18 protein-coding genes are annotated in these 19933 nt (G+C 67.4%); 10 read left to right on the top strand and 8 right to left on the bottom strand.

Annotated features, from left to right (window positions below; translation table 11 throughout):
* Positions 1-56 precede the first annotated feature (56 nt).
* A complete protein-coding gene (locus tag QFZ23_RS13585; RefSeq protein ID WP_306923677.1) occupies positions 57-521 on the bottom strand; it encodes a GatB/YqeY domain-containing protein in 465 nt (154 codons plus the stop codon).
* Between the two features lie 142 nt (positions 522-663).
* Between QFZ23_RS13585 and QFZ23_RS13580 the strand changes: the two genes are divergently transcribed.
* The 4 genes from QFZ23_RS13580 to QFZ23_RS13565 all read left to right on the top strand — a co-directional run bounded on the left by QFZ23_RS13580 (position 664) and on the right by QFZ23_RS13565 (position 3866).
* Positions 664-822: a hypothetical protein gene (locus tag QFZ23_RS13580; protein ID WP_214854297.1), complete on the top strand. Its 159-nt coding sequence runs from the start codon at positions 664-666 to the stop codon at positions 820-822.
* A gap of 41 nt (positions 823-863) precedes the next feature.
* On the top strand, positions 864-1628 hold the full coding sequence (locus QFZ23_RS13575) for a M50 family metallopeptidase (RefSeq protein ID WP_306923676.1): 765 nt from the start codon (positions 864-866) through the stop codon (positions 1626-1628).
* A 9-nt stretch (positions 1629-1637) separates the two neighbouring features.
* Positions 1638-2735, top strand: a complete 1098-nt coding sequence (locus QFZ23_RS13570; RefSeq protein WP_306923674.1) for a glutathione S-transferase family protein — start codon at positions 1638-1640, stop codon at positions 2733-2735.
* 75 nt (positions 2736-2810) lie between these two features.
* Positions 2811-3866 carry an FUSC family protein gene (locus QFZ23_RS13565; RefSeq protein WP_306923672.1) on the top strand — a complete coding sequence of 352 codons (1056 nt, stop codon included), beginning with the start codon at positions 2811-2813 and terminating at the stop codon, positions 3864-3866.
* Positions 3867-3906: 40 nt separating this feature from the next.
* On the opposite strand, the gene QFZ23_RS13560 is transcribed toward QFZ23_RS13565, so the two are convergent.
* From QFZ23_RS13560 to QFZ23_RS13550, 3 genes are read right to left on the bottom strand one after another with little or no spacing between them, the layout of a single operon-like run.
* Positions 3907-4818: a MaoC family dehydratase gene (locus QFZ23_RS13560; RefSeq protein ID WP_306923671.1), complete on the bottom strand. Its 912-nt coding sequence runs from the start codon at positions 4816-4818 to the stop codon at positions 3907-3909.
* Positions 4815-6149, bottom strand: coding sequence for a 3-oxoacyl-ACP reductase (locus QFZ23_RS13555; protein ID WP_306923670.1), 1335 nt, complete (start codon positions 6147-6149; stop codon positions 4815-4817). Before QFZ23_RS13555 ends, QFZ23_RS13560 begins: the two co-directional genes overlap by 4 nt.
* On the bottom strand, positions 6142-7494 hold the full coding sequence (locus tag QFZ23_RS13550; protein ID WP_306923669.1) for an acetyl-CoA C-acetyltransferase: 1353 nt from the start codon (positions 7492-7494) through the stop codon (positions 6142-6144). The genes QFZ23_RS13555 and QFZ23_RS13550 overlap by 8 nt, the downstream gene beginning before the upstream one ends.
* A 109-nt stretch (positions 7495-7603) precedes the next feature.
* On the opposite strand from QFZ23_RS13550, the gene QFZ23_RS13545 reads away from it, so the two are divergent.
* Both QFZ23_RS13545 and QFZ23_RS13540 read left to right on the top strand, forming a co-directional pair.
* The gene (locus QFZ23_RS13545) at positions 7604-8242 is read left to right on the top strand and encodes a TetR family transcriptional regulator (protein WP_373427938.1); all 639 of its coding nucleotides are present in this window, start codon (positions 7604-7606) and stop codon (positions 8240-8242) included.
* A 36-nt stretch (positions 8243-8278) separates the two neighbouring features.
* Positions 8279-10372, top strand: coding sequence for an acyl-CoA dehydrogenase family protein (locus QFZ23_RS13540; protein ID WP_306923666.1), 2094 nt, complete (start codon positions 8279-8281; stop codon positions 10370-10372).
* Between the two features lie 129 nt (positions 10373-10501).
* Here QFZ23_RS13540 and glgA read toward each other — a convergent pair whose 3' ends face one another.
* Positions 10502-11698, bottom strand: coding sequence for a glycogen synthase (glgA, locus tag QFZ23_RS13535; protein ID WP_306923665.1), 1197 nt, complete (start codon positions 11696-11698; stop codon positions 10502-10504).
* Positions 11699-11797: 99 nt separating this feature from the next.
* Between glgA and glgC the strand changes: the two genes are divergently transcribed.
* From glgC to QFZ23_RS13520, 3 genes are all read left to right on the top strand, one after another.
* Positions 11798-13213: a glucose-1-phosphate adenylyltransferase gene (gene glgC / locus QFZ23_RS13530; RefSeq protein ID WP_306923663.1), complete on the top strand. Its 1416-nt coding sequence runs from the start codon at positions 11798-11800 to the stop codon at positions 13211-13213.
* Positions 13214-13276: 63 nt separating this feature from the next.
* A complete protein-coding gene (locus QFZ23_RS13525; RefSeq protein WP_306923662.1) occupies positions 13277-14728 on the top strand; it encodes an SDR family NAD(P)-dependent oxidoreductase in 1452 nt (483 codons plus the stop codon).
* Positions 14729-14824: 96 nt separating this feature from the next.
* Positions 14825-15307, top strand: a complete 483-nt coding sequence (locus QFZ23_RS13520) for a pyridoxamine 5'-phosphate oxidase family protein (protein ID WP_306923661.1) — start codon at positions 14825-14827, stop codon at positions 15305-15307.
* A gap of 12 nt (positions 15308-15319) precedes the next feature.
* Here QFZ23_RS13520 and QFZ23_RS13515 read toward each other — a convergent pair whose 3' ends face one another.
* The 3 genes from QFZ23_RS13515 to QFZ23_RS13505 are packed head-to-tail and all read right to left on the bottom strand — an operon-like array spanning position 15320 to position 18685.
* Positions 15320-16171 carry a transglutaminase family protein gene (locus tag QFZ23_RS13515; protein WP_306923659.1) on the bottom strand — a complete coding sequence of 284 codons (852 nt, stop codon included), beginning with the start codon at positions 16169-16171 and terminating at the stop codon, positions 15320-15322.
* Entirely contained in the window at positions 16168-17094 is a 927-nt protein-coding gene (locus tag QFZ23_RS13510; RefSeq protein ID WP_306923657.1) for an alpha-E domain-containing protein, read from the bottom strand. Before QFZ23_RS13510 ends, QFZ23_RS13515 begins: the two co-directional genes overlap by 4 nt.
* Entirely contained in the window at positions 17087-18685 is a 1599-nt protein-coding gene (locus QFZ23_RS13505) for a circularly permuted type 2 ATP-grasp protein (protein WP_306923656.1), read from the bottom strand. Before QFZ23_RS13505 ends, QFZ23_RS13510 begins: the two co-directional genes overlap by 8 nt.
* A 157-nt stretch (positions 18686-18842) precedes the next feature.
* Here QFZ23_RS13505 and QFZ23_RS13500 point away from each other — a divergent pair, with 157 nt between their 5' ends.
* Positions 18843-19868: a YeiH family protein gene (locus tag QFZ23_RS13500; protein WP_306923654.1), complete on the top strand. Its 1026-nt coding sequence runs from the start codon at positions 18843-18845 to the stop codon at positions 19866-19868.
* Positions 19869-19933 lie beyond the last annotated feature (65 nt).

Below are 19933 nucleotides of genomic sequence, written 5' to 3'. Positions count from 1 at the left end.
CGTCCTCCCATTGCCGGACGGTGTCGATCGGCAGGAAGTCGTGACACCCAGCCTGCTCAGGTGAGCCGCTGACGGACGATGTCGCTCACGGCCTTTCCGTCGAAGCGGCCTGCCACCCGGGCCGTCACCGGCTTCATCACGGCGCCCATGTGCCGCACGGACAGCTCGGTGCCGTCCGCCCGCAACCCCTCGATGACCTCGTCGACGATGCCCTCCACCTCGGCGGCGGAGAGGGCCTTGGGCAGGTAAGCCTCAATGACCTCCGCTTCGGCGACTTCCGCCGCGGCCCGCTCCGATTCCCCGGCTTCAGTGTAGATGCGGGCCGTGTCGCGCCGTTTCGCCGCCTCCTTCTGCAGCAGTGCCGTCACCTGCGCATCGTCCAGCTCCACCGGCGTCTTGCCGGACTTCTCCCGGGTCTCGATCTCGCCCAGGACGCTGCGCACGGTGCCCAGGGCCACCTTGTTGTGCTCTTTCAGATGTGCAACGACGTCCCCATGCAGGCGTTCCTTCAGCGTGGCCATGGCTTCCTTCTCTCGGGATTAGTGTGTACCTCAATCGTGGACCCGGCCGGGCTGCACTGCCAGAACCCCGCAGCGCCCGGAATCAGGTGTTGCCCGCGTGTCCTTCGCCGCTGCAGCCGGCATTCGCACATATGTTCTACGTATGGAAGAGGAACACCCCGGTGAACTTGCCGGGCAGATGTCAATCAATGAGCTCCTTGTCGCGATGGGTGAAGCCCCGGTGGAAAGCATGCTGCATCTGGTGGTTCCGGACGACGCTTCATCGCTGATGGAGGATCCGCCCACGCTGCCCGGGCTCTGAGCCGGACCCGAAAGGGCAATGCCCCTGTAGCCTTGACTCCTATGGTTTATGTGCAAGTCCCCGGCCTGTCCCTGCCGGAACAATGGTGGGACCGGGTGGCTTCTGGATTCACCCACACGGCCCTTCCCGTGGTCTCCGTCACCGAGCTCCTGGCAGTCGTGTTCATTGCGGCGGTGCTGTCCGTTCCCCGTGCCACGTGGCGCTATTTCGGCCTGCTCGCCACGGTTACGCATGAACTCGGGCACGCCTTTGCAGCCCTGACCAGCGGCCAGCGGCTGGGCGGCATCCGGCTGCAGCTGAATCACGGCGGAACCACCACGTCCTACACCCGGGGGCGTGCCGCCGCAGTCTGGTCAGGATTTTGGGGCTATCCCGTTCCCGGCGTGACGGGCGCCGCCCTGGTGTGGGCGGGCTTCAGCGGCTGGGGCCCGGCGGCCCTGTCTGCCGGACTGCTGGTCCTGCTGGCTTCGCTGATCTTCATCCGCAACGCCGCCGGCGTACTCATCCTCCTTGGGGCTGTGGTGGCGGTGGCGGCCATGATCATCAATGTGCCCGCCGCGTTCACCGGCCACGTGGCCATCATCCTGGGCCTCGCACTCCTCGTTGCCGCTGTCCGGGACCTGCTCAAGCTCACGAACGTCCACCTCCGCCGCCGCGACCAGCTCCGCTCCTCCGACGCCTACATCCTCTACCGCGCCACCGCCGTGCCGTCCGGCGTCTGGATCGCCCTGTTCTCGCTGGTGGTGGGGGCCTGCTGGGTGGTTGCCTGGCTGCCGATGTCGCGGGTCTTTGGGGCGGCAACATAGTCTGGTGCCATGAGTGAGAAGACCAGCACAGTCGAAGCACACAGCAGTGTCGAGGGACACAGCATTGACGAGGAACACAGCACCCGGGGCGCGTACGTCACCGGCGGCGAGTTCACCCGGGACACCAACTACATCGAGGACCGCATCACCCGGGACGGCACCCCCGGGCCGAACGGTGAGCCCGGCTGGCCAGTGGAGCCGGGGCGCTACCGGCTGATTGCCGCGCGGGCGTGCCCGTGGGCCAACCGCACCGTCATCGTTCGCAGGCTCCTGGGGCTCGAGGACGTGATCAGCCTCGGCCAGCCCGGCCCCACCCACGATGCCCGGTCCTGGACCTTTGACCTGGACGCGGACGGCAAGGACCCCGTGCTGGGCATCGAGCGGCTGCAGGAGGCGTACTTCCGCCGTTTTCCGGACTACCCGCGAGGCATCACGGTTCCTGCCGTGGTTGACATCGCCAGCGGCGCGGTGGTGACAAACAACTACCCTCAGATCACGCTGGACTTCTCCACGGAATGGACGGACTTCCACCGCCCAGGTGCGCCGCAGCTGTACCCCGAGCACCTGCGCGGGGAAATCGACAGTGTTAACCGACGCGTTTTCACCGAGGTCAACAACGGTGTCTACAGGTGTGGCTTCGCCGGGTCCCAGGAGGCCTACGATGCTGCCTACACCCGGCTGTGGAACGCGATGGACTGGCTCGAGGAACGGCTCACCGGCCAGAGGTACCTGGTGGGCGATTCCATCACCGAGGCGGACGTCCGGCTTTTCACCACCCTCGCACGCTTCGATGCCGTCTACCACGGCCACTTCAAGTGCAATCTGAACAAGCTCAGCGAAATGCCGGCGCTGTGGGGTTATGCCCGGGACCTGTTCCAGACCCCCGGCTTCGGGGACACCATCGACTTTGTGCAGATCAAGCAGCACTACTACATAGTGCACGAGGACATAAACCCCACGCAGATCGTCCCCGCGGGCCCGGAATTGTCCGGGTGGCTGACCGCCCACGGCAGGGAGTCCCTGGGTGGCAGCCCCTTCGGCGAGAGCACTCCGCCGGGACCGGTCAAGGCGGGCGAGGAAGTGGCCGCCGGCCACGGAGCCGGCTAGCACCGCAGGGTGAGCACCTCGAAACAGCACCAGACAGCGGCCCGTGATCCGCTGCCACGGAGGATCTGGCAGTCAGTGTCCACCAGCGCTGCGCGTGCCCTCGCCGCGCCGCGCCTTCAGCTGGCGGCCAAGGCGGGACTGGCGGCCGGCGTCGCGTTCTGGGTTGCGCCCTTCATGCCTGGGGCTGCCGCCCACTACGCTTATTACGCCCCGCTCGGCGCACTCGTTGCTATGTATGAGAACGTGTCGGGATCGATGCGACAGGGGCTGCAGACCCTCGTGGGCCTGGGCGCGGGCATTGCCCTGGCGTTTGTCCTGATCAGCTTCGGCGCCTCGCCGCTCAGCGTGGCAGCAGTCATGGCACTGGGCGTCCTGCTGGCGGGGCTGCCGCGCCTGGGCGCGGGCCGCGACTGGATTCCGACGGCTGCGCTGCTGGTGCTGCTGGTCGGCGGCCAGAACCCGGATGATTTTTCTTTCGGCTACCTGCTGCAGATGGGTGTGGGCGTTGCCGTCGGCATCGCCGTCAATCTGCTGGTCTTCCCGCCACTGCACTTCAACGCTGCCGCCCTCAGCCTCGCGGAGCTGCGCCTGTCGCTGTCGCGCCAGCTGAAGGACATGGGGGCAGCCATGCACGAAAAATGGCCCCCCGAACACGAGGACTGGTCACGCCGCTCGGAGGACCTGGCCCAGTCAGCCCGCTCGGTCCGGGCAGCCGTGCAGAAGGCGGACGCCAGCCGCGAGGCGAATCCGCGGCGTCGCTTCCATCCCCGCGACGTGGACGAGGACTACCGCAGCGTCCGCGACCTGGAGCAGATCACCTTCCACATCCAGGACATGACTGAGGTGCTTGCCGACGTCATCTGGAGCGAGGAGATGCCTTTCACCATCCCCCTGCCCTACAGTGAACCGCTCGCGGAGGCTCTTTCTGCCGTGGGCGAGGTGCTCCGCTCCGCGGAGGAGGACGACGCCGAACGGCAGGCAGAGCTGTTCCAGGCGGCCCATGCGGCGGTCGCCTCCCTGGAGGACCGCACCGCAGCCGAAGGCAACGGGGCCGGCACGCCGAGCGCCGCAGGATCAATCCTGCTCAGCCTGCACCGCATCCTCCGGGTCGCCGACCCGAACGGCAAGTAGCCCGGCACAGCATCTATGGGGCGCTGCAGCACACCACGTGCTACAGCGCCGCCACCGATCCGCTGAAGTGCTTCCGCCCGGACCGTGGACTCCAGGCCACGTAGTCGGACCGCAGCCAGCCGCCGTCCCCGGCCTCCGCCGTCGAAATATCCAGCGCCACCCGTGCGGGCAGGAAAACCGGGGCCTCGAACCCCACATCCCAGCGGAAGGCGTCGCCTTTGGCCGAGCCCACATCCGCCAGCGCCCTCGACGCCAGGTACATGCCGTGGGCGATGGACCGGCGCAGGCCCAGGGCCCTGGCGGAAAGGACACTCAGGTGGATCGGGTTGAAGTCCCCCGACACGGCAGCGTAGGCGCGGCCGGTGTCCACGCCAAGCTGCCAGAGTCCCGTGGGGTCCGGAGCCGAGAAACCCTGCGGCGCCGCTGCTGCCGACGCCTTGTCGATGCCGGGCAGGAACACGCCCTTGGCGAGATAGGTGGACACGCCGCACCAGGACATAGCGCTGTCACCGGCGGCGCGTACCTCCACCGCGATATCCACCTGGGTTCCGGCGCGGTGCGCCCGGAGCGTCTCCGCCCTGGCCACAATGTCCAGGGGCTCAGTGAACCTGACCGGCCTGCGGTACTCAATCACGTTCCGCAGATGGATCATCCCCAGCAGGGGCAGCGGAAAGTCGTCGCGGTTCATGACGCTCATGGCCACGGGGAATGCCAGCGCATGGATGAACCCTGCCGGCAGCACGTCGCTGGCGGTCTCACCCAGCAGGTGCTGGTAAGCCGTGAGGTTTTCGACGTCGGTACGGACGTCGCGGACTTCGTGGCTCACTGCGGGCAGCACAGCGGCAGCATGCGAGCCCAGGATCCTGCGGCGGGCCGCCGTCGCCGCCGCGTTCACGTACAGCTTGGAGAGGGACGGCATCTCGCCCAGGATGAGGGGCTGGCTGCCGGTCATGCCCCCACCAGGTTTTGTCCGCACACCCTCAGCACCTCTCCGGAAATGCCCCCGGCGGAATCGCCCGCGAGGAAGGAAATGGCCTCGGCAACGTCCCCCGGCTGACCGCCCTGCTGCAGTGAATTCAGCCGCCGGGCAATCTCCCGGGTGGCGAAGGGAATCCGGGCCGTCATCTCTGTCTCGATGAATCCGGGTGCCACCGCATTGATCGAACCGCCGTACTGAGCCAGGAGCGGTGCGGTGGCCCGGACCATGCCCATGACCCCGCCCTTGGACGCCGCATAGTTGGTCTGTCCGCGGTTGCCGGCGATACCGCTCGTGGAAGCAACCGAAACGATGCGCGGCGCTGAACGGAAATACTCGGAGGCAAGGAGGGCCTCATTGATGCGGAGCTGGGCGGCGATGTTCACGTCAATAACTGAACCCCAGCGGGACTGGTCCATGTTGACCAGCAGCTTGTCCCGGGTGATGCCGGCATTGTGGACCACGATGTCGAGCCGGCCATGGCGGCGCACGGCATGGTCGATGATTCTTTGCCCGGCATGGTCGCGTGTGATGTCCAGCTGCAGCGCGGTCCCGCGGATCCCGTTGGCAACCTCCGCCAGATGGTCCCCCGCCGCGGGAATGTCCACCGCCACAACGGTGGCCCCGTCACGGTGAAGCGTCCGGGCGATGGCCGCACCGATGCCGCGGGCCGCACCGGTCACAACGGCTACCTTCCCCGCGAGCGGCGCGTCGACGTCGTCGGGCAGGCTGCCTTCGGCGGAACTGACGCGGACGAACTGGCCGTCCACGAAAGCGGACCGGCCGGAGAGGAAGAAGTGCAGCGCACCTAGTGCTGAAGGCGCGGTGGGACTGACGTCGTCGTCCAGCAGGATGCCGTTACCGGTGGCGCCGGCGCGCAGTTCCTTGGCCAGGGACCTCAGAAGCCCGTCCACTCCTTGCCGGGCGGCGGCCGTGGCCGGCGAACCGCCTGGCACCCGCGAGACAGTCACCACCCGTCCGCCCGGGGCAAGGTCGCGAAGTGACGGGGCTGCCGCAAGGACCGGCTGCTCCAGGTCGCCGGGGGCTTCGAGGGCGTCGAGAACCAGCACGATTCCGCCGAGCCGTTCCTTGGGAACAGCGTGGCGGCGGACATCGAGTCCCCACGAAAGCAGCGCCGCCGCGATCCCGTCGGCACCGGGTCCGGAACCGCCAACCAGGACCGGTCCGTCGATCAGTTGCTGGCCAGGCCGGTAGCGCCGCAATTCGGCCGGCTGCGGCAGGCCGAGCTTCCGTGCCAGATCCCGGCCGAGGCCGCGGTTAACCAGCCGTGCGTAGGTGTCAGTCATTGATGTCCCCCGCGGAGGTTCCTGCCGGGTACGCTTCGAGCAGCGCCACAACGCCCTGGCCGCCGGCGGCGCAAACGGACACGAGTCCCAGGGCGGGGCGCCCGCCGGCGCTGCCCTTCTCGTGCAGCATTTTGGCAAGCGTGGCCACGATGCGTCCGCCCGTGGCAGCGAACGGGTGTCCGGCTGCCAGCGATGATCCGTTGACGTTCAGCTTGGACCTGTCGACCTTGCCGAAGGCACCGTCCAGCCCGAGGCGCTCGCGGCCGAACTTTTCGTCCTCCCAGGCGGCGAGCGTGCTCAGTACCGTCCCGGCGAAGGCTTCGTGGATCTCGAAGTAGTCGATGTCGTCCAGGGTGAGGCCGTTGCGTGCCAGCAGGCGCGGGACGGCGAACACCGGCGCCATCAGCAGCCCGTCCTTGCCGTGGACGAAATCGACGGCGGCTGCCTCGCCGTCCAGGACGGTGGCGAGCTTGGGCAGGTCGTGCCCGTCCGCCCAGTCCTCCGAGGCGAGCAGTACCGTGGAGGCGCCATCGGTCAGCGGCGTGGAGTTGCCGGCCGTCATGGTGGCTTCCGAACCGAGGTTCCGGCCGAACACCGGCTTCAGCGACGCCAGCTTTTCGGGGCTCGTGTCGGGCCTGAGGTTGGAGTCCCGGGTGAGCCCCCGGTAGGGCGTGAGGAGATCATCGAAGAACCCGGCGTCATAGGCGGCGGCGAGGTTCCGGTGGCTGTTGAGGGCGAGCTCGTCCTGGGCCTCGCGGGAGATGTTCCACTGGGCCGTGGTCAGGGCCTGGTGCTCGCCCATCGACAGGCCGGTCCTGGGCTCTCCGGTGTTCGGAGCGTCCGGGGCGAGGTCCTTGGGGCGCAGGCGGGCGAGGATCTGAAGCCGCTGCGGGAGTGTCTTGGCGCGGCTGAGGTCCAGCAGCACCTCGCGGAGTCCTTCGCTGACGGCGATGGGGGCGTCCGAGGCGGAGTCCACGCCGCCCGCGATGGCTGAATCCAGTTGGCCGAGCCTGATCTTGTTGGCCAGGCCCAGCACTGTTTCCAGTCCGGTGGCGCAGGCCTGCTGCAGGTCGTAGGCGGGAGTTTCCGGTGACAGTGCCGAGCCCAGGACTGCTTCGCGCGTCAGGTTGAAATCCCGGGAGTGCTTAAGGACGGCGCCTGCGGCCACTTCACCGATGCGCTCCTCCTGCAGGCCGAAGCGGGCGATCAGGCCGTCCAGGGCTGCGGTGAGCATGTCCTGGTTGGACGACTTGGTGTACGCGCCGCCTGTGCGGGCGAACGGGATCCTGTTGCCGCCGACCACCACGGCTTTCCGCACGGTTTGAGGCTGACGATCCACGGGCATGTGCTATCTCCTTTGATGCGGCTGGTTATCGATACCCAGCGTACCTGATACGCTGGGTATCGTGAACTTGATTCCCCCGGCCGCGTCGCCGGCCCCCACCTCAGAAGCCGTGGACGGTCGCGCCTCGCGCTGGCAGGGGCACCGGGAAGAACGCAGGCGCGAACTCATCAAGGCCGCCCGGCGGGCAGTGCACACGCTCGGCAGCGACGCGTCGATGGAGGACATTGCCGCCGCGGCCGGCACCTCCAAGTCGGTGTTCTACCGGTACTTCGGCGACAAAGCCGGCCTGCAGCAGGCGGTGGGGGAAGTGGTGCTGGGACAGATGCAGCAGCGCATCAAGGAAGCGGCGCAGAGCGCGCAGACGCCCCGGGAGGGTCTGTTCGCCATGGTCTCGGCCTACCTCCAGATGGCTGAAACCAGCCCCAACGTCTACACGTTTGTGACCCGGTACTCTGCTGCGGAGCCCGACGGCGGTCCCACCTCGATCACGACGGCCGGCGCCCTGGGCCACTTCTTTGATGCCATCGCGGACATGATCGCCACGCCCATGCGGGCCCACCTCGGCGAAGGCAGGGAGTCCGTCATCGGCTACTGGCCCAATGCCGCCATCGGCCTGGTCCGGAACGCCGGCGAGCAATGGCTGGCAAGTCCGGACTCCCCGGCCAAGCCGGACCAGGAAACCATGGCACGCCAGATCACCGACTGGCTGTGCGTCGGCATCGCGCCGGAACTCACGGACATTCAATAGCACCGGAACCTGTCAATACCAACGAACGGAATCGACATGACTGAAGTAGCGGACCGCCAGGGCATAACCACCCATGAAGCAGCCGCCGGGACGGTAGGCCCGTTGCCCGCCGTCGACGTCGCCGCTCTGGGTGAGCTGCTCCTGGGCAAGTGGGCAGACGTCCGCCGGCAGGCGCGTGACCTGGCCGCACGCGAGGAGCTCCACAAGACGGAAGGCCTCACACACACGGAGCACCGGGTGCGCACCTTCGGACAGCTGAAGCACCTTGTGGACAGCGGCGCCGTCCACCGTGCCTTCCCGGCCAGGTTCGGCGGGTCCGACGACCACGGCGGCAACATCGCCGGCTTTGAGGAACTGGTCACCGCAGACCCGTCCCTACAGATCAAGGCCGGTGTGCAGTGGGGCCTGTTCGGCTCGGCCGTGATGCACCTGGGCACGCCGGAACACCACCAGAAGTGGCTTCCGGGCATCATGAACCTGGACATCCCGGGCTGCTTCGCCATGACCGAAACGGGACACGGTTCGGACGTCGCCAGCATCGCCACCACGGCAACCTATGATCCGGACGCGCAGGAGTTCGTGATCCACACCCCGTTCCGCGCCGCCTGGAAGGATTACATCGGCAACGCGGCCATTGACGGCCTCGGTGCCGTGGTGTTCGCCCAGCTGGTGACGCGCGGGGTCAATCACGGCGTGCACGCGTTCTACGTGGACCTGCGTGACCGCGCCACCAAGGCATTCCTGCCGGGGATCGGCGGCGAGGATGACGGCGTGAAGGGCGGGCTCAACGGCATCGACAACGGCCGGCTGCACTTCGACCATGTCCGTGTCCCCCGCACTAACCTGCTGAACCGCTACGGCGACGTGGATGCCGAGGGCAACTACACCTCCCCCATCGCGAGCCCCGGGCGGCGGTTCTTCACCATGCTCGGCACGCTGGTGCAGGGCCGAGTGAGCCTTGACGGCGCCGCCGTCGCCGCGTCCAAGATCGCACTTAAGACGGCCATCACCTACGCCACCGAACGGCGGCAGTTCAACGCCTCGTCCCCCGTCGAGGAAGAGGTGCTGCTGGACTACCAGCGGCACCAGCGGCGGCTCTTCACCCGGTTGGCCACCACGTACGCCGCGGGTTTCGCGCATGATCAGCTGCTCGAAAAGCTGGATGACGTCTTTTCCGGCGCCCACGATTCCGACGAGGACCGCCAGGACCTGGAAACCCTGGCCGCGGCGCTGAAGCCGCTGAGCACCTGGCACGCACTGGATACGCTGCAGGAATGCCGGGAAGCCTGCGGCGGAGCCGGGTTCCTGATTGAGAACCGCTTCGCCTCGCTCCGCGCCGACCTGGACGTCTATGTCACGTTCGAGGGCGACAACACCGTCCTGCTGCAGCTCGTGGCCAAGCGGCTGCTGGCCGACTACGCCAAGGAATTCCGCAGCGCGACGTTCGGGGTGCTGGCACGGTACGTGGTCAACCAGGCCGCCGGCACCGCCGTGCACCGCACGGGCCTCCGCCAGGTGGCACAGTTCATGGCCGACAACGGCTCCGTCCAGAAGGCGGCCATTGCCCTTCGCGACGAGGAAAGCCAGCGCGCACTGCTCACCGACCGCGTCCAGACGATGGTTGCAGAAGCAGCCGCGGCCCTCAGGGGCGCCAACCGGCTGCCGCAGCGCGAAGCGTCCGCCCTGTTCAACCAGCACCAGGACGAACTCATCGATGCCGCCCGGGCGCACGCCGAACTCCTGCAGTGGGAGGCCTTCACCGAGGCCCTGGGCAGGGTCAGCGACCCGGGAACCAGGACCGTGCTGACGTGGCTTCGCGACCTGTTCGGGCTGTCCCTCATCGAGAACAACCTCTCGTGGTACCTAATGAACGGCAGGCTCTCCATGCAGCGCGCCCGGACCGTGGGCGGGTACATCAACCGGCTCCTGGTCAAGCTGCGGCCGCATGCGCTGGACCTCGTGGACGCCTTTGGCTACGGCCCGGCCCACCTGCGCGCCGCCATCGCCACCGGCGCTGAAAAAGTCCGCCAGGACGAGGCACGGGACTACTACCGGCTGCAGCGCGCCAGCGGCATAGCCCCCGTACCGGAGAAGTTCAGTAGTTCCCGCCCCTCCCCAACCGCTCCCTAACCTCGCAAGCTCGGCCGGGGGACGCTGCGGTCGTGGCCCCACGTTCAGCCAGCCATTGAACAGCACAGCGCCCGACGGCGGGAACCCGCCTAAGGAGGTCCCCGCCGTCGGGAGCTGTATTAGGTGACGCTAGCTGAGGACGGAACGGTAGACGTCCAGCGTGGTCTGGGTGATCGACTCCCAGGAGAAGTGCTCCTCGGCGCGCTTGCGGCCGGCCTGGCCCATGGCGCGGGCACGGTCCGGGTCCGACACAACCTCCGTCAGGGCCGCGGCGAACTCGCTGACGAACTTCTCCGGATCCAGCGGGGTGCCGGTACCGTCGGTCACCTGTTCGAGCTCCACCAGCAGGCCGGTCTCGCCGTGGTTGACCACCTCGGGGATGCCGCCGGTTGCACTGGCCACCACGGCAGCGCCGCAGGCCATCGCTTCGAGGTTCACGATACCGAGCGGTTCGTAGATGGAGGGGCAGGCGAAAGCGGTGGCGTGGCTGAGGACCTGGATCAGCTCGTTGCGGGGAAGCATGCGCTCGATCAGCACCACGCCGCTGCGCTGGCTTTGCAGCTCCTCGATCAGCCGGGCGGTCTCCGCTGCGAGTTCCGGTGTGTCCGCCGCGCCGAGGCAGAGGACCAGCTGGACGTCGGCAGGTAGCTTGGCGGCCGCCCGCAGCAGGTACGGGACACCCTTCTGCCGGGTGTTGCGGCCAACGAACACCACGCTGGGGCGGGCGGGGTCGATGCCCAGGGAGCGGATGACGTCATCGTTTTCGTCGCGGTTCCACAGGCTGACGTCGATGCCGTTGTGCACCACCTTGACCTTGGCCGGGTCCACCTCCGGGTAGCTGCGCAGGATGTCCTGGCGCATGCCCTCGGAGACGGCGATGATCGCGGCCGCCGCCTCATACGCGGTCTTCTCCACCCACGAGGACAGGGCGTAGCCGCCGCCCAGCTGCTCCGCCTTCCAGGGCCGCAGCGGTTCCAGGCTGTGGGCGCTGAGCACGTGCGGGATGCCGTGCAGCAGCGATGCCAAGTGGCCGGCCATGTTCGCATACCACGTGTGCGAATGCACCAGATCCGCGCCGACGATGTCCGGGACGATGCGCAGGTCCACGCCCAGGGTCTGCACGGCAGCGTTCGCTGCACCCAGGTCCTCGGGCACCGAGTAGGAAGTCACGGAGGCGCCATGGTAGTCGGCGTCCCGGGGCGCGCCAAAGGCACGTACCTGAAGGTCGACATGCTTGGCCAGGACCCGGCTCAGCTCGGCAACGTGGACGCCCGCGCCGCCATAGATTTCCGGCGGAAATTCTTTAGTCACAATGTCTATTCGCACGTTACCCAAGGTAGTCGTTACGGTTGAACTGTTCTAGTGTGAAGAAAGTCCGGACAAACCGGATTTTTTGGGGAGTTACGAAGGCGTACAGGAGCGACCATGCCGTTAACGAAGAAAGTCCTGGCCATTGTCCTCGCGGGAGGCGAGGGAAACCGTCTCATGCCGCTGACGGCAGACCGGGCGAAACCTGGCGTGCCCTTTGCCGGCAGTTACCGCCTCATCGATTTCGCGCTGTCCAACCTCGTCAACTCCCGGTACCTGCAGATCGTGGTCCTGACGCAGTACAAGTCCCACAGCCTTGACCGCCACATCTCCGAGACGTGGCGGATGTCCACGCAGCTCGGCAACTACGTCGCCTCCGTTCCGGCCCAGCAGCGCGTCGGCAAGAGTTGGTTCCTCGGCAGCGCCAACGCCATCTACCAGTCCCTGAACCTGATCCGCGACGCCAATCCCGATATCGTCGTCGTGGTGGGCGCCGACCACGTGTACCGCATGGACTTCGCCCAGATGGTTGAGCAGCACGTCCTGAGCGGTGCCAAGGCCACTGTGGCCGCCGTCCGCCAGCCGCTCAACATGGCCAACCAGTTCGGCGTCATCGAGGTGGACCCCGAAGACTCCCAGAAGATCGCCGCGTTCGTGGAGAAGCCTGCCTCCACCCCGGGGCTGGCCGCAGACCCCACCCAGTTCCTGGCCTCCATGGGCAACTACGTCTTTGACGCCGACGCCCTGGTGGACGCCCTTCACGTTGACGCCGAACGGCTGGACACCAAGCACGACATGGGCGGGGACATCATCCCCTACTTCGTGAACCAGGGTCAGGCCGGCGTCTACGACTTCACGCTGAACGATATTCCCGGCTCCACTGAGCGGGACCGGACCTACTGGCGTGACGTGGGAACCATTGATTCCTTCTACGAGGCCCACATGGACCTGATCTCGCCGCTGCCGGTGTTCAACCTGTACAACTCCGAATGGCCCATCTACACCCGGCAGAGCATTTCCCCGCCGGCTAAGTTCGTCCGGGGCGGGAACAACACCGTGGGAACGGCCCTTGATTCCATCGTGGCCAGCGGCGTGGTCATCTCCGGCGGCATCGTGGAAGGTTCTGTGCTGTCCAACGATGTCTACGTCGGGACGGCCAGCCGCGTCATTGACTCGGTGCTCATGGACAAGGTGCAGATTGGCGAAGGCGCCGTGGTCCGCCGGGCCATCATCGACAAGAACGTCAAGGTTCCCGCCGGCGCTGCGATCGGCCTCGACGCGGAACTGGACCGCTCGCGCGGTTTCAAGGTGACCGACTCGGGCATCACTGTGCTCTCCAAGGGCCAGGCCGTTCCTGAGCCGGGCGACGAGGAGCGGGCGCTGTCCGCCGCGAACCTGCACCTGGTCCCCGATGCCGTAAAGGCTGCCACGGAGAACTGGCCCGAGGTCCGCAGCTCGGTGGAAAAGGTGGGCAAGGTCCAGGCGGCCGCCGTCGGCGTGGACTCCCCGCCGCAGCAGGCCGTCCGTTCCTGATCCCCTGTTCAAGCAATTTCCTTGAGGCAGGTCTGACGCTCCACAGGCTGTAAAATCAGATCAATGAGCTCCGCCGATCTGACGCCTGAAGAGATTCAAGCCTGCCTCAAGGTTTTGAACGCCATCCACGTCTACGACGAGGAACACCCCGACTACGTCTCGGTGCGCCGCGCCACCGGCAAGATGTTCAAGGCGGTGAAGCGGCACCGGCGGGTGACCAAGCGCGACCTGATCGCGGAAGCTGACCGCGCCGTGCTTGCGCAGACCGCCACCGCCGCGCCGGACCGGATCGACGACGAGACGCGCGGCAACAAACTCGCCCCGTCCGCCACGGGAAAGGTCGCCGGCCACCTCATCAGGTCCCGGCCCTGCTACATCTGCAAGCAGCACTACACCCAGGTGGACGCCTTTTACCACCAGCTGTGCCCCGAGTGTGCGGCGTTCAGCCATTCCAAGCGCGATGCCCGCACTGACCTCACCGGCCGGCGTGCCCTGCTGACCGGCGGCCGCGCCAAGATCGGCATGTACATCGCCCTGCGGCTGCTGCGCGACGGCGCACACACCACCATCACCACGCGCTTCCCCAAGGACGCCGCGCGCCGCTTCGCTGCCATGGAGGACAGCGGGGAATGGCTGCACCGGCTGAAGATCGTCGGCATCGACCTCCGCGACCCGTCGCAGGTCATGGCCCTCACCGATGACCTCAATGCCGCCGGCCCCCTGGACATCATCATCAACAATGCAGCGCAGACAGTGCGCCGCTCCGGCAATGCCTACAAGCCGCTTGTCGACGCCGAGGACGAGCCTCTCCCGGCCGCCCTGGAGGCAGCCAACGGGGGCCCGGAACTGGTCACCTTCGGCCACGCGCACGACAAGCATCCGCTCGCGATTGCCAGCAGCGTCACCGAACACCCGGTCCTGGCCGGGGATGCGGTCACGTCCCTTGCCCTGTCCACCGGTTCGGCCTCCCTGGAACGGATCGCAGCCGGAACGGCCATTGACGCCGGTGGCCTGGTCCCGGACCTCGCCACCATCAACAGCTGGACGCAGGTGGTGGACGAGGTGGACCCGCTGGAGATGCTAGAGGTGCAGCTGTGCAACGTGACCGCGCCCTTCCTGCTGGTCAGCCGCCTGCGGGACGCCATGAAGCGCTCAACTGCGCGCCGCAAGTACATCGTCAACGTCTCCGCCATGGAGGGCCAGTTCTCCCGGGCCTACAAGGGACCCGGCCACCCGCACACCAACATGGCCAAGGCGGCCCTGAACATGATGACGCGGACCAGCGCCCAGGAGATGCTGGAAACCGACGGGATCCTCATGACCGCCGTCGATACCGGTTGGATCACCGACGAACGCCCGCACTTCACCAAGGTCCGGCTGATGGAGGAAGGCTTCCACGCTCCCCTGGACCTGGTGGACGGCGCGGCCCGGGTCTACGACCCCATCGTCATGGGTGAAAAGGGAGAAGACCAGTACGGTGTGTTCCTGAAGGATTACAAAGCGAGCCCCTGGTAAACCGGCGCTGCCCGGGTCGAAGACCACCGCAGGGCGGCTTTTGAGTAGCCCGGACCGATCTGGCGGGTCCAGCGGCTCGGGCGTAGGCTCAGGTCCATGACCGACGTGCAGCCCGCCGAAGCATCCCACGAGTCCGTTGAACGTTTGGATTCCAGCCAGTGCTGGCACCTGCTCCGCCAGGTTTCGGTCGGCAGGCTGGCAGTCTGGGTGGAGGACCACCCAGACATTTTCCCGCTCAACTACACCGTGGACCACGGCACGCTGGTGTTCCGAACAGCTGAGGGCACCAAACTTGGTGGTGTCCTCGGGGAATCTCCGGTGGCACTGGAAGCCGACGGAGTGGATGCCGATTCGGGGATGGCCTGGAGCGTCGTGGTCAAGGGGAAAGCTGCAGCCCTCAAGAGCACCGAGGAAATCCTCGATTCTGCAAGCCTCTACCTCTTCCCCTGGCAGGCGGGCCAGAAGGACCACTTCGTGCGCATCACACCCGATTCGGTCACCGGCAGGCGCTTCAAGGTCACGCCGCCGCTCACCTGGTGGACGCAGCTCAGCGGCGCAGTGCGGTCCTCGCCGGAGTAGTCCGCCTCCGGTTTAGGCCAAGCGGGTGATCTCCACGCTTACGCTGAGGTCCGAGCCGCCGCCGCCGGACAGGATGCCCTTGAGCGGCGGAACGTCCCGGTAGTCCCGGCCGCGGGCCACCGTCACGTGAAAGTCACCGGCCGGCTTGTGGTTGGTCGGGTCCCAGCTGCGCCATTCTCCGTCCCACCATTCCAGCCACGCGTGGGACTGGCCGGCCACCGTCTCGCCGATGTCCGCCGTCGACCGCGGGTGCAGGTAACCGGAGACGTACCGGGCCGGGATGCCGCAGCTGCGCAGGGCACCAATGGCGAGGTGGGCCAGGTCCTGGCATACGCCCTGGCGATGACCCCAGGCTTCCTCAGCGTTGGTGGTCACGCCCGTGGTGCCCTTCATATAGGTCATTTCGCCGCGCATCCAGGCGAAGATGGCCATTGCGGCCTCATGCGGGTTCTTGCCTGCAACCACGCCGGGGATGATGCCCAAGACCTCCTCCCCCGGACCGGTGAGCTGTGACTGCGGCACCCAGTCGCTGAACTGGTTGAGCGTCTCGGGGAAAGCGAGGTCGTCCCAGCCCACAATGTCGGCCTCCGAGGGGACACGCACCGCCCGGTGGACCTCCACTGTGGTGGTGGCAAGGACTTCCAGGTGCTCGTGCGGCATCTGCATGTCGAACGCCGTGACCCGGGTTCCCCAGTAGTCGCGGTAGCTGCTGACCGCAGCCTGCGACGGCGTGACCTTCATGGAGGACTCCAGCACCACCTGCTGCGGGTCCGTAAGGGGCGTCATGCGTGCCTCGTTGTAGGACAGCGTGACGCGCCCCTTGTACTTGTAGCCCGTCCTGTGGACGATGCTCAGCCGGGTCATGAAACTTCTCCCACCCAGGCCAGTTCATCCGCCTGATTGAAGTACTTACGGGAAATGGCGTCGGACGCCTGCGCGACGGCCTTCTGCACGCGCTCCATGTGCTCCGGAAGTTCGGACATGAGGTCGTCCGTGCGGTGGAACTCCAGGAAGGTGCGGGCCTGGCCCACGATCCGGCGGGCGTCGTTGATGAAGCCAACGCGCTGGGCCGAGGGGTCCAGCTTCGCCAGGCAATCGTCGGCATCGCGCAGGGCGTAGACGATGGAGCGCGGAAACAGCCGGTCCAGCAACAGGAACTCGGCCGCGTGCTGGTCGCCGAACGCGGCCCGGCGGGTCCGCAGGAAGGACTCGTAGGCGCCCGCGCAGCGGAGCATGTTCACCCAGGACATGCCTGCGGAGAGGACGTCCCTCGTGGAGAGCATTCGGGCGGTCATGTCGGCCCGCTCCAGCGAGCGGCCCAGCGCCAGGAAGAGCCAGCTGTCGTCGTGACTGACCGTGGTGTCGGCCAGACCGCTGACCATGGCCGTGCGCTCGAGCACCCAATGGCAGAAACGGTACGTGCCCACCACGTCCTTGCGGTGCTGGTTCAGCCCGTAGTAGGTGGTGTTCAGGCTCTCCCAGAGGCCGGACGACACCGTTTCGCGGGCACGCCTGGCGTTCTCGCGGGCAGCGCCGAGGGACCCTGCAATCGAGGTGGCGCTGTGTTTGTCGTAAGCCAGGGCGTGGAGCAGTTCCTCCAGCCCGAAGTCCTCGTTCTGCGGGCGGGCACCCATGACGCCGAGCAGCTCGCGGGCAACGCTGCGCCGCTCCTCGGTGGGCAGGTGGTTCAGGCGCTCCAGGTGGACGTCGAGGATACGGGCCGTTCCGTCGGCCCGTTCAACGTAGCGGCCGATCCAGAACAGGGATTCGGCAATTCGGCTAAGCATTCGCGGGTACCTCCTGCGCGTCAGAAATCTGCTGCTGCTGCTGCTGTTCCGACTGCCGGTCGCGCCAGTTGCTCTCGACCGGCCACACGGAGACCCGCTCGCGGACGGTGACGGACTGCCGCGGCAGCTGCTCCACCGGCACCTGCGGCGACCCGGCCAGCACCCAGGTGTCCTTCGACCCGCCGCCCTGGCTGGAATTCACGATCAGCGACCCTTCCTTGAGGGCAACGCGGGTCAGCCCGCCGGGCAGCACCCAGACGTCATCGCCGTCGTTGACCGCGAACGGCCGGAGGTCGACGTGCCGGGGCCCGAACTTGTCGCCGCTGAGCGTGGGCACGGTGGACAGCTGCAGCACCGGCTGCGCGATCCAGCCGCGAGGGTCGGCGATGATCCGCTTGCGCAGCGCGTCGAGCTCGTCCTTGGACGCGTCCGGGCCGATCACCAGGCCCTTGCCGCCGGAGCCGTCCACGGGCTTGACCACGAGTTCATCCAGCCGGTCCAGGACGTGCTCGCGGGCTTCCTTCTCCTCCAGCCGGAAGGTGTCTACGTTGGCGATCACGGGTTCCTCGCCGAGGTAATAGCGGATCAGGTCCGGAACGTAGCTGTAGACCAGTTTGTCGTCCGCCACGCCGTTGCCCACCGCGTTGGCGATGGTGACGCCACCGGCGCGGGCGGCGTTGACCAGGCCGGGGCAGCCGAGCATGGAGTCGGAGCGGAACTGCAGGGGGTCGAGGAAATCGTCGTCGATGCGCTTGTAGATAACGTCGACGCGCTGCTCGCCGGCCGTGGTGCGCATGTACACGCGGTTGCCGCGGCAGATGAGGTCGCGGCCTTCCACGAGTTCCACGCCCATCAGGCCGGCCAGGAGGGTGTGCTCGAAGTACGCGCTGTTGAAGACGCCGGGAGTCAGCACCACCACGGTGGGGTCGTCCACGCCCGAGGGCGCCGTCTTACGGAGGGCCGAAAGCAGCCGGCGCGGGTATTCCTCCACCGGGCGGATGAGCTGCTGGCCGAAAGCCTCCGGGAGGCCTTTTGCCATGGCCCGCCGGTTCTCCAGCACGTAGCTCACGCCGGAGGGCACGCGGACGTTGTCCTCCAGGACCCGGAACGTTCCGGCGGCGTCCCGCACCACGTCGATGCCGGAGATGTGGACGCGCACCCCGCCCGCGGGTTCGAAGCCGTGCACGGCGCGGTGGAAGTGCGCGCTGGTGGTGACCAGCTGGCGCGGGATCACGCCGTCGGACACCACGGTCATCTTGTCGTAGACGTCGTTCAGGAACGCCTCGAGGGCGCGCACCCGCTGGGCGACGCCGCGCTCCAGCACGTCCCATTCGTCGGCGGGGATGACGCGCGGCACGATGTCCAGCGGGAACGGGCGCTCCTCCCCCGCGAAGTCAAAGGTCACGCCGCGGTCCAGGAACGTCCTCGCCATCGAGTCCGCCCGGGCGCTGACATCTGCCAGGGACAGCTCCCGCAGGGCACCCGCAACCTGGCCATACGACTGGCGTGCCTTTTGCCCGGGGGCAAACATCTCGTCGTAGGCGCCGGTGCGGCCGGCAGCCTCAGAGTAATCCTGGAATAGGTCAGACATGGTAATTAGCCAACCACCTTTTTGTTGCGAATTCATTTCCCGTCCCGCCCTGGCGTGTTGGCGGGACTTCCGGTTGGTCTTTGGCGCCGACGTCCGGCAAGGTTGGGAGGTGCCAGACTTCCGACTCCCGCCGCCGCTGCTAACGCAGTTGCGCGGGATGACGCATCAGAACCTTACCCGGATTCTGCCCGGCCTGCTGACCGCCGTCGTCGCCCTGGCCTTCGCGTTCGCAATTCATGCGGCCGTGCCCGCGCTTCCGGCCATGACCCTGGCCGTGGTCCTGGGCCTGCTGGCAGCAAACCTTCCCGGCACGGCGGTGTGGACGGCCGGCCGGGCACGGCCGGGGCTGGACTTCGCCGGCAAGCACCTGATGCGCGGCGGGATCGTGCTCCTGGGACTGAAGGTGAGTATCTCGGACGTGTTGGGCCTCGGCTGGCTGGCCCTCCTGCTCATCACCGCGGTGGTGGTGGCCAGCTTCGCGGGCACCTACGGGATTTCCCGGTTGTTCCGGCTTCCGGCCGATACTGCGCTGCTGATTGCCACCGGTTTTTCCATCTGCGGTGCCTCGGCGATCGGCGCGGTGGCCGCGGTCCGGCGCATCAGCCACCGGGACACCGTCCTGCCCGTGGCGCTCGTGACGCTGTGCGGGACGCTGGCCATCGGCGTGCTCCCGCTGCTGGTCCACCCCCTGCACCTGAGCACCGAGGCCTTCGGTGCGTGGACCGGCGCCTCGGTCCACGACGTCGGGCAGGTAGTGGCCACGGCGCAAACCGCAGGTCCGGTGGCACTGGCCCTCGCCGTCGTCGTCAAACTCACCCGGGTGATCCTCCTGGCTCCGATGGTGGCCATGGCCGGGGCAGAACAGAGGATCCGGCACCGCCGGGAGGCGGGCAGCCGGGCCGGCGGCCCTGCCGCGGGCAAGCCTCCGCTTGTTCCGCTGTTCGCCGTCGGATTCATCGTCACGGTGGCGCTGCGCTCCAGCGGCTGGCTCTCCGCCGGGTGGCTGGAGGCAGCGGCCGGTCTGCAGGACGTGCTGCTGGGCGCTGCCCTGTTTGGGCTCGGATCGGCGGTCCGTATCCGCACCCTGCTGCACACCGGGGCGCGCGCCGTGCTGGCCGCCCTCGCGGCGTGGCTGCTGATCGCGGTCCTTGGGCTGGCCGCCGCGCTGCTGATGGTTCAATAGCCCCCGTGGTTCAGAGGGCGTGGTTCAGTGGCCGCGTGGTTCAATAGCGCACGTGGTTCAATGGC

This window comes from Arthrobacter globiformis (assembly GCF_030818015.1).
Lineage (GTDB): Bacteria > Actinomycetota > Actinomycetes > Actinomycetales > Micrococcaceae > Arthrobacter > Arthrobacter globiformis_C.
Note: the sequence above shows the minus strand (reverse complement) of the source record. Positions and strands in the feature narration are given on the sequence as shown.

Bases quoted from the DNA above. Each gene is read 5' to 3' on its own strand.
- QFZ23_RS13585 (WP_306923677.1), bottom strand. From the start codon at position 521: ATGGCCACGCTGAAGGAACGCCTGCATGGGGACGTCGTTGCACATCTG.
- QFZ23_RS13580 (WP_214854297.1), top strand. From the start codon at position 664: ATGGAAGAGGAACACCCCGGTGAACTTGCCGGGCAGATGTCAATCAAT.
- QFZ23_RS13575 (WP_306923676.1), top strand. From the start codon at position 864: ATGGTTTATGTGCAAGTCCCCGGCCTGTCCCTGCCGGAACAATGGTGG.
- QFZ23_RS13570 (WP_306923674.1), top strand. From the start codon at position 1,638: ATGAGTGAGAAGACCAGCACAGTCGAAGCACACAGCAGTGTCGAGGGA.
- QFZ23_RS13560 (WP_306923671.1), bottom strand. From the start codon at position 4,818: ATGACCGGCAGCCAGCCCCTCATCCTGGGCGAGATGCCGTCCCTCTCC.
- QFZ23_RS13555 (WP_306923670.1), bottom strand. From the start codon at position 6,149: ATGACTGACACCTACGCACGGCTGGTTAACCGCGGCCTCGGCCGGGAT.
- QFZ23_RS13550 (WP_306923669.1), bottom strand. From the start codon at position 7,494: ATGCCCGTGGATCGTCAGCCTCAAACCGTGCGGAAAGCCGTGGTGGTC.
- QFZ23_RS13540 (WP_306923666.1), top strand. From the start codon at position 8,279: ATGACTGAAGTAGCGGACCGCCAGGGCATAACCACCCATGAAGCAGCC.
- glgC (WP_306923663.1), top strand. From the start codon at position 11,798: ATGCCGTTAACGAAGAAAGTCCTGGCCATTGTCCTCGCGGGAGGCGAG.
- QFZ23_RS13525 (WP_306923662.1), top strand. From the start codon at position 13,277: ATGAGCTCCGCCGATCTGACGCCTGAAGAGATTCAAGCCTGCCTCAAG.
- QFZ23_RS13520 (WP_306923661.1), top strand. From the start codon at position 14,825: ATGACCGACGTGCAGCCCGCCGAAGCATCCCACGAGTCCGTTGAACGT.
- QFZ23_RS13515 (WP_306923659.1), bottom strand. From the start codon at position 16,171: ATGACCCGGCTGAGCATCGTCCACAGGACGGGCTACAAGTACAAGGGG.
- QFZ23_RS13510 (WP_306923657.1), bottom strand. From the start codon at position 17,094: ATGCTTAGCCGAATTGCCGAATCCCTGTTCTGGATCGGCCGCTACGTT.
- QFZ23_RS13505 (WP_306923656.1), bottom strand. From the start codon at position 18,685: ATGTCTGACCTATTCCAGGATTACTCTGAGGCTGCCGGCCGCACCGGC.
- QFZ23_RS13500 (WP_306923654.1), top strand. From the start codon at position 18,843: ATGACGCATCAGAACCTTACCCGGATTCTGCCCGGCCTGCTGACCGCC.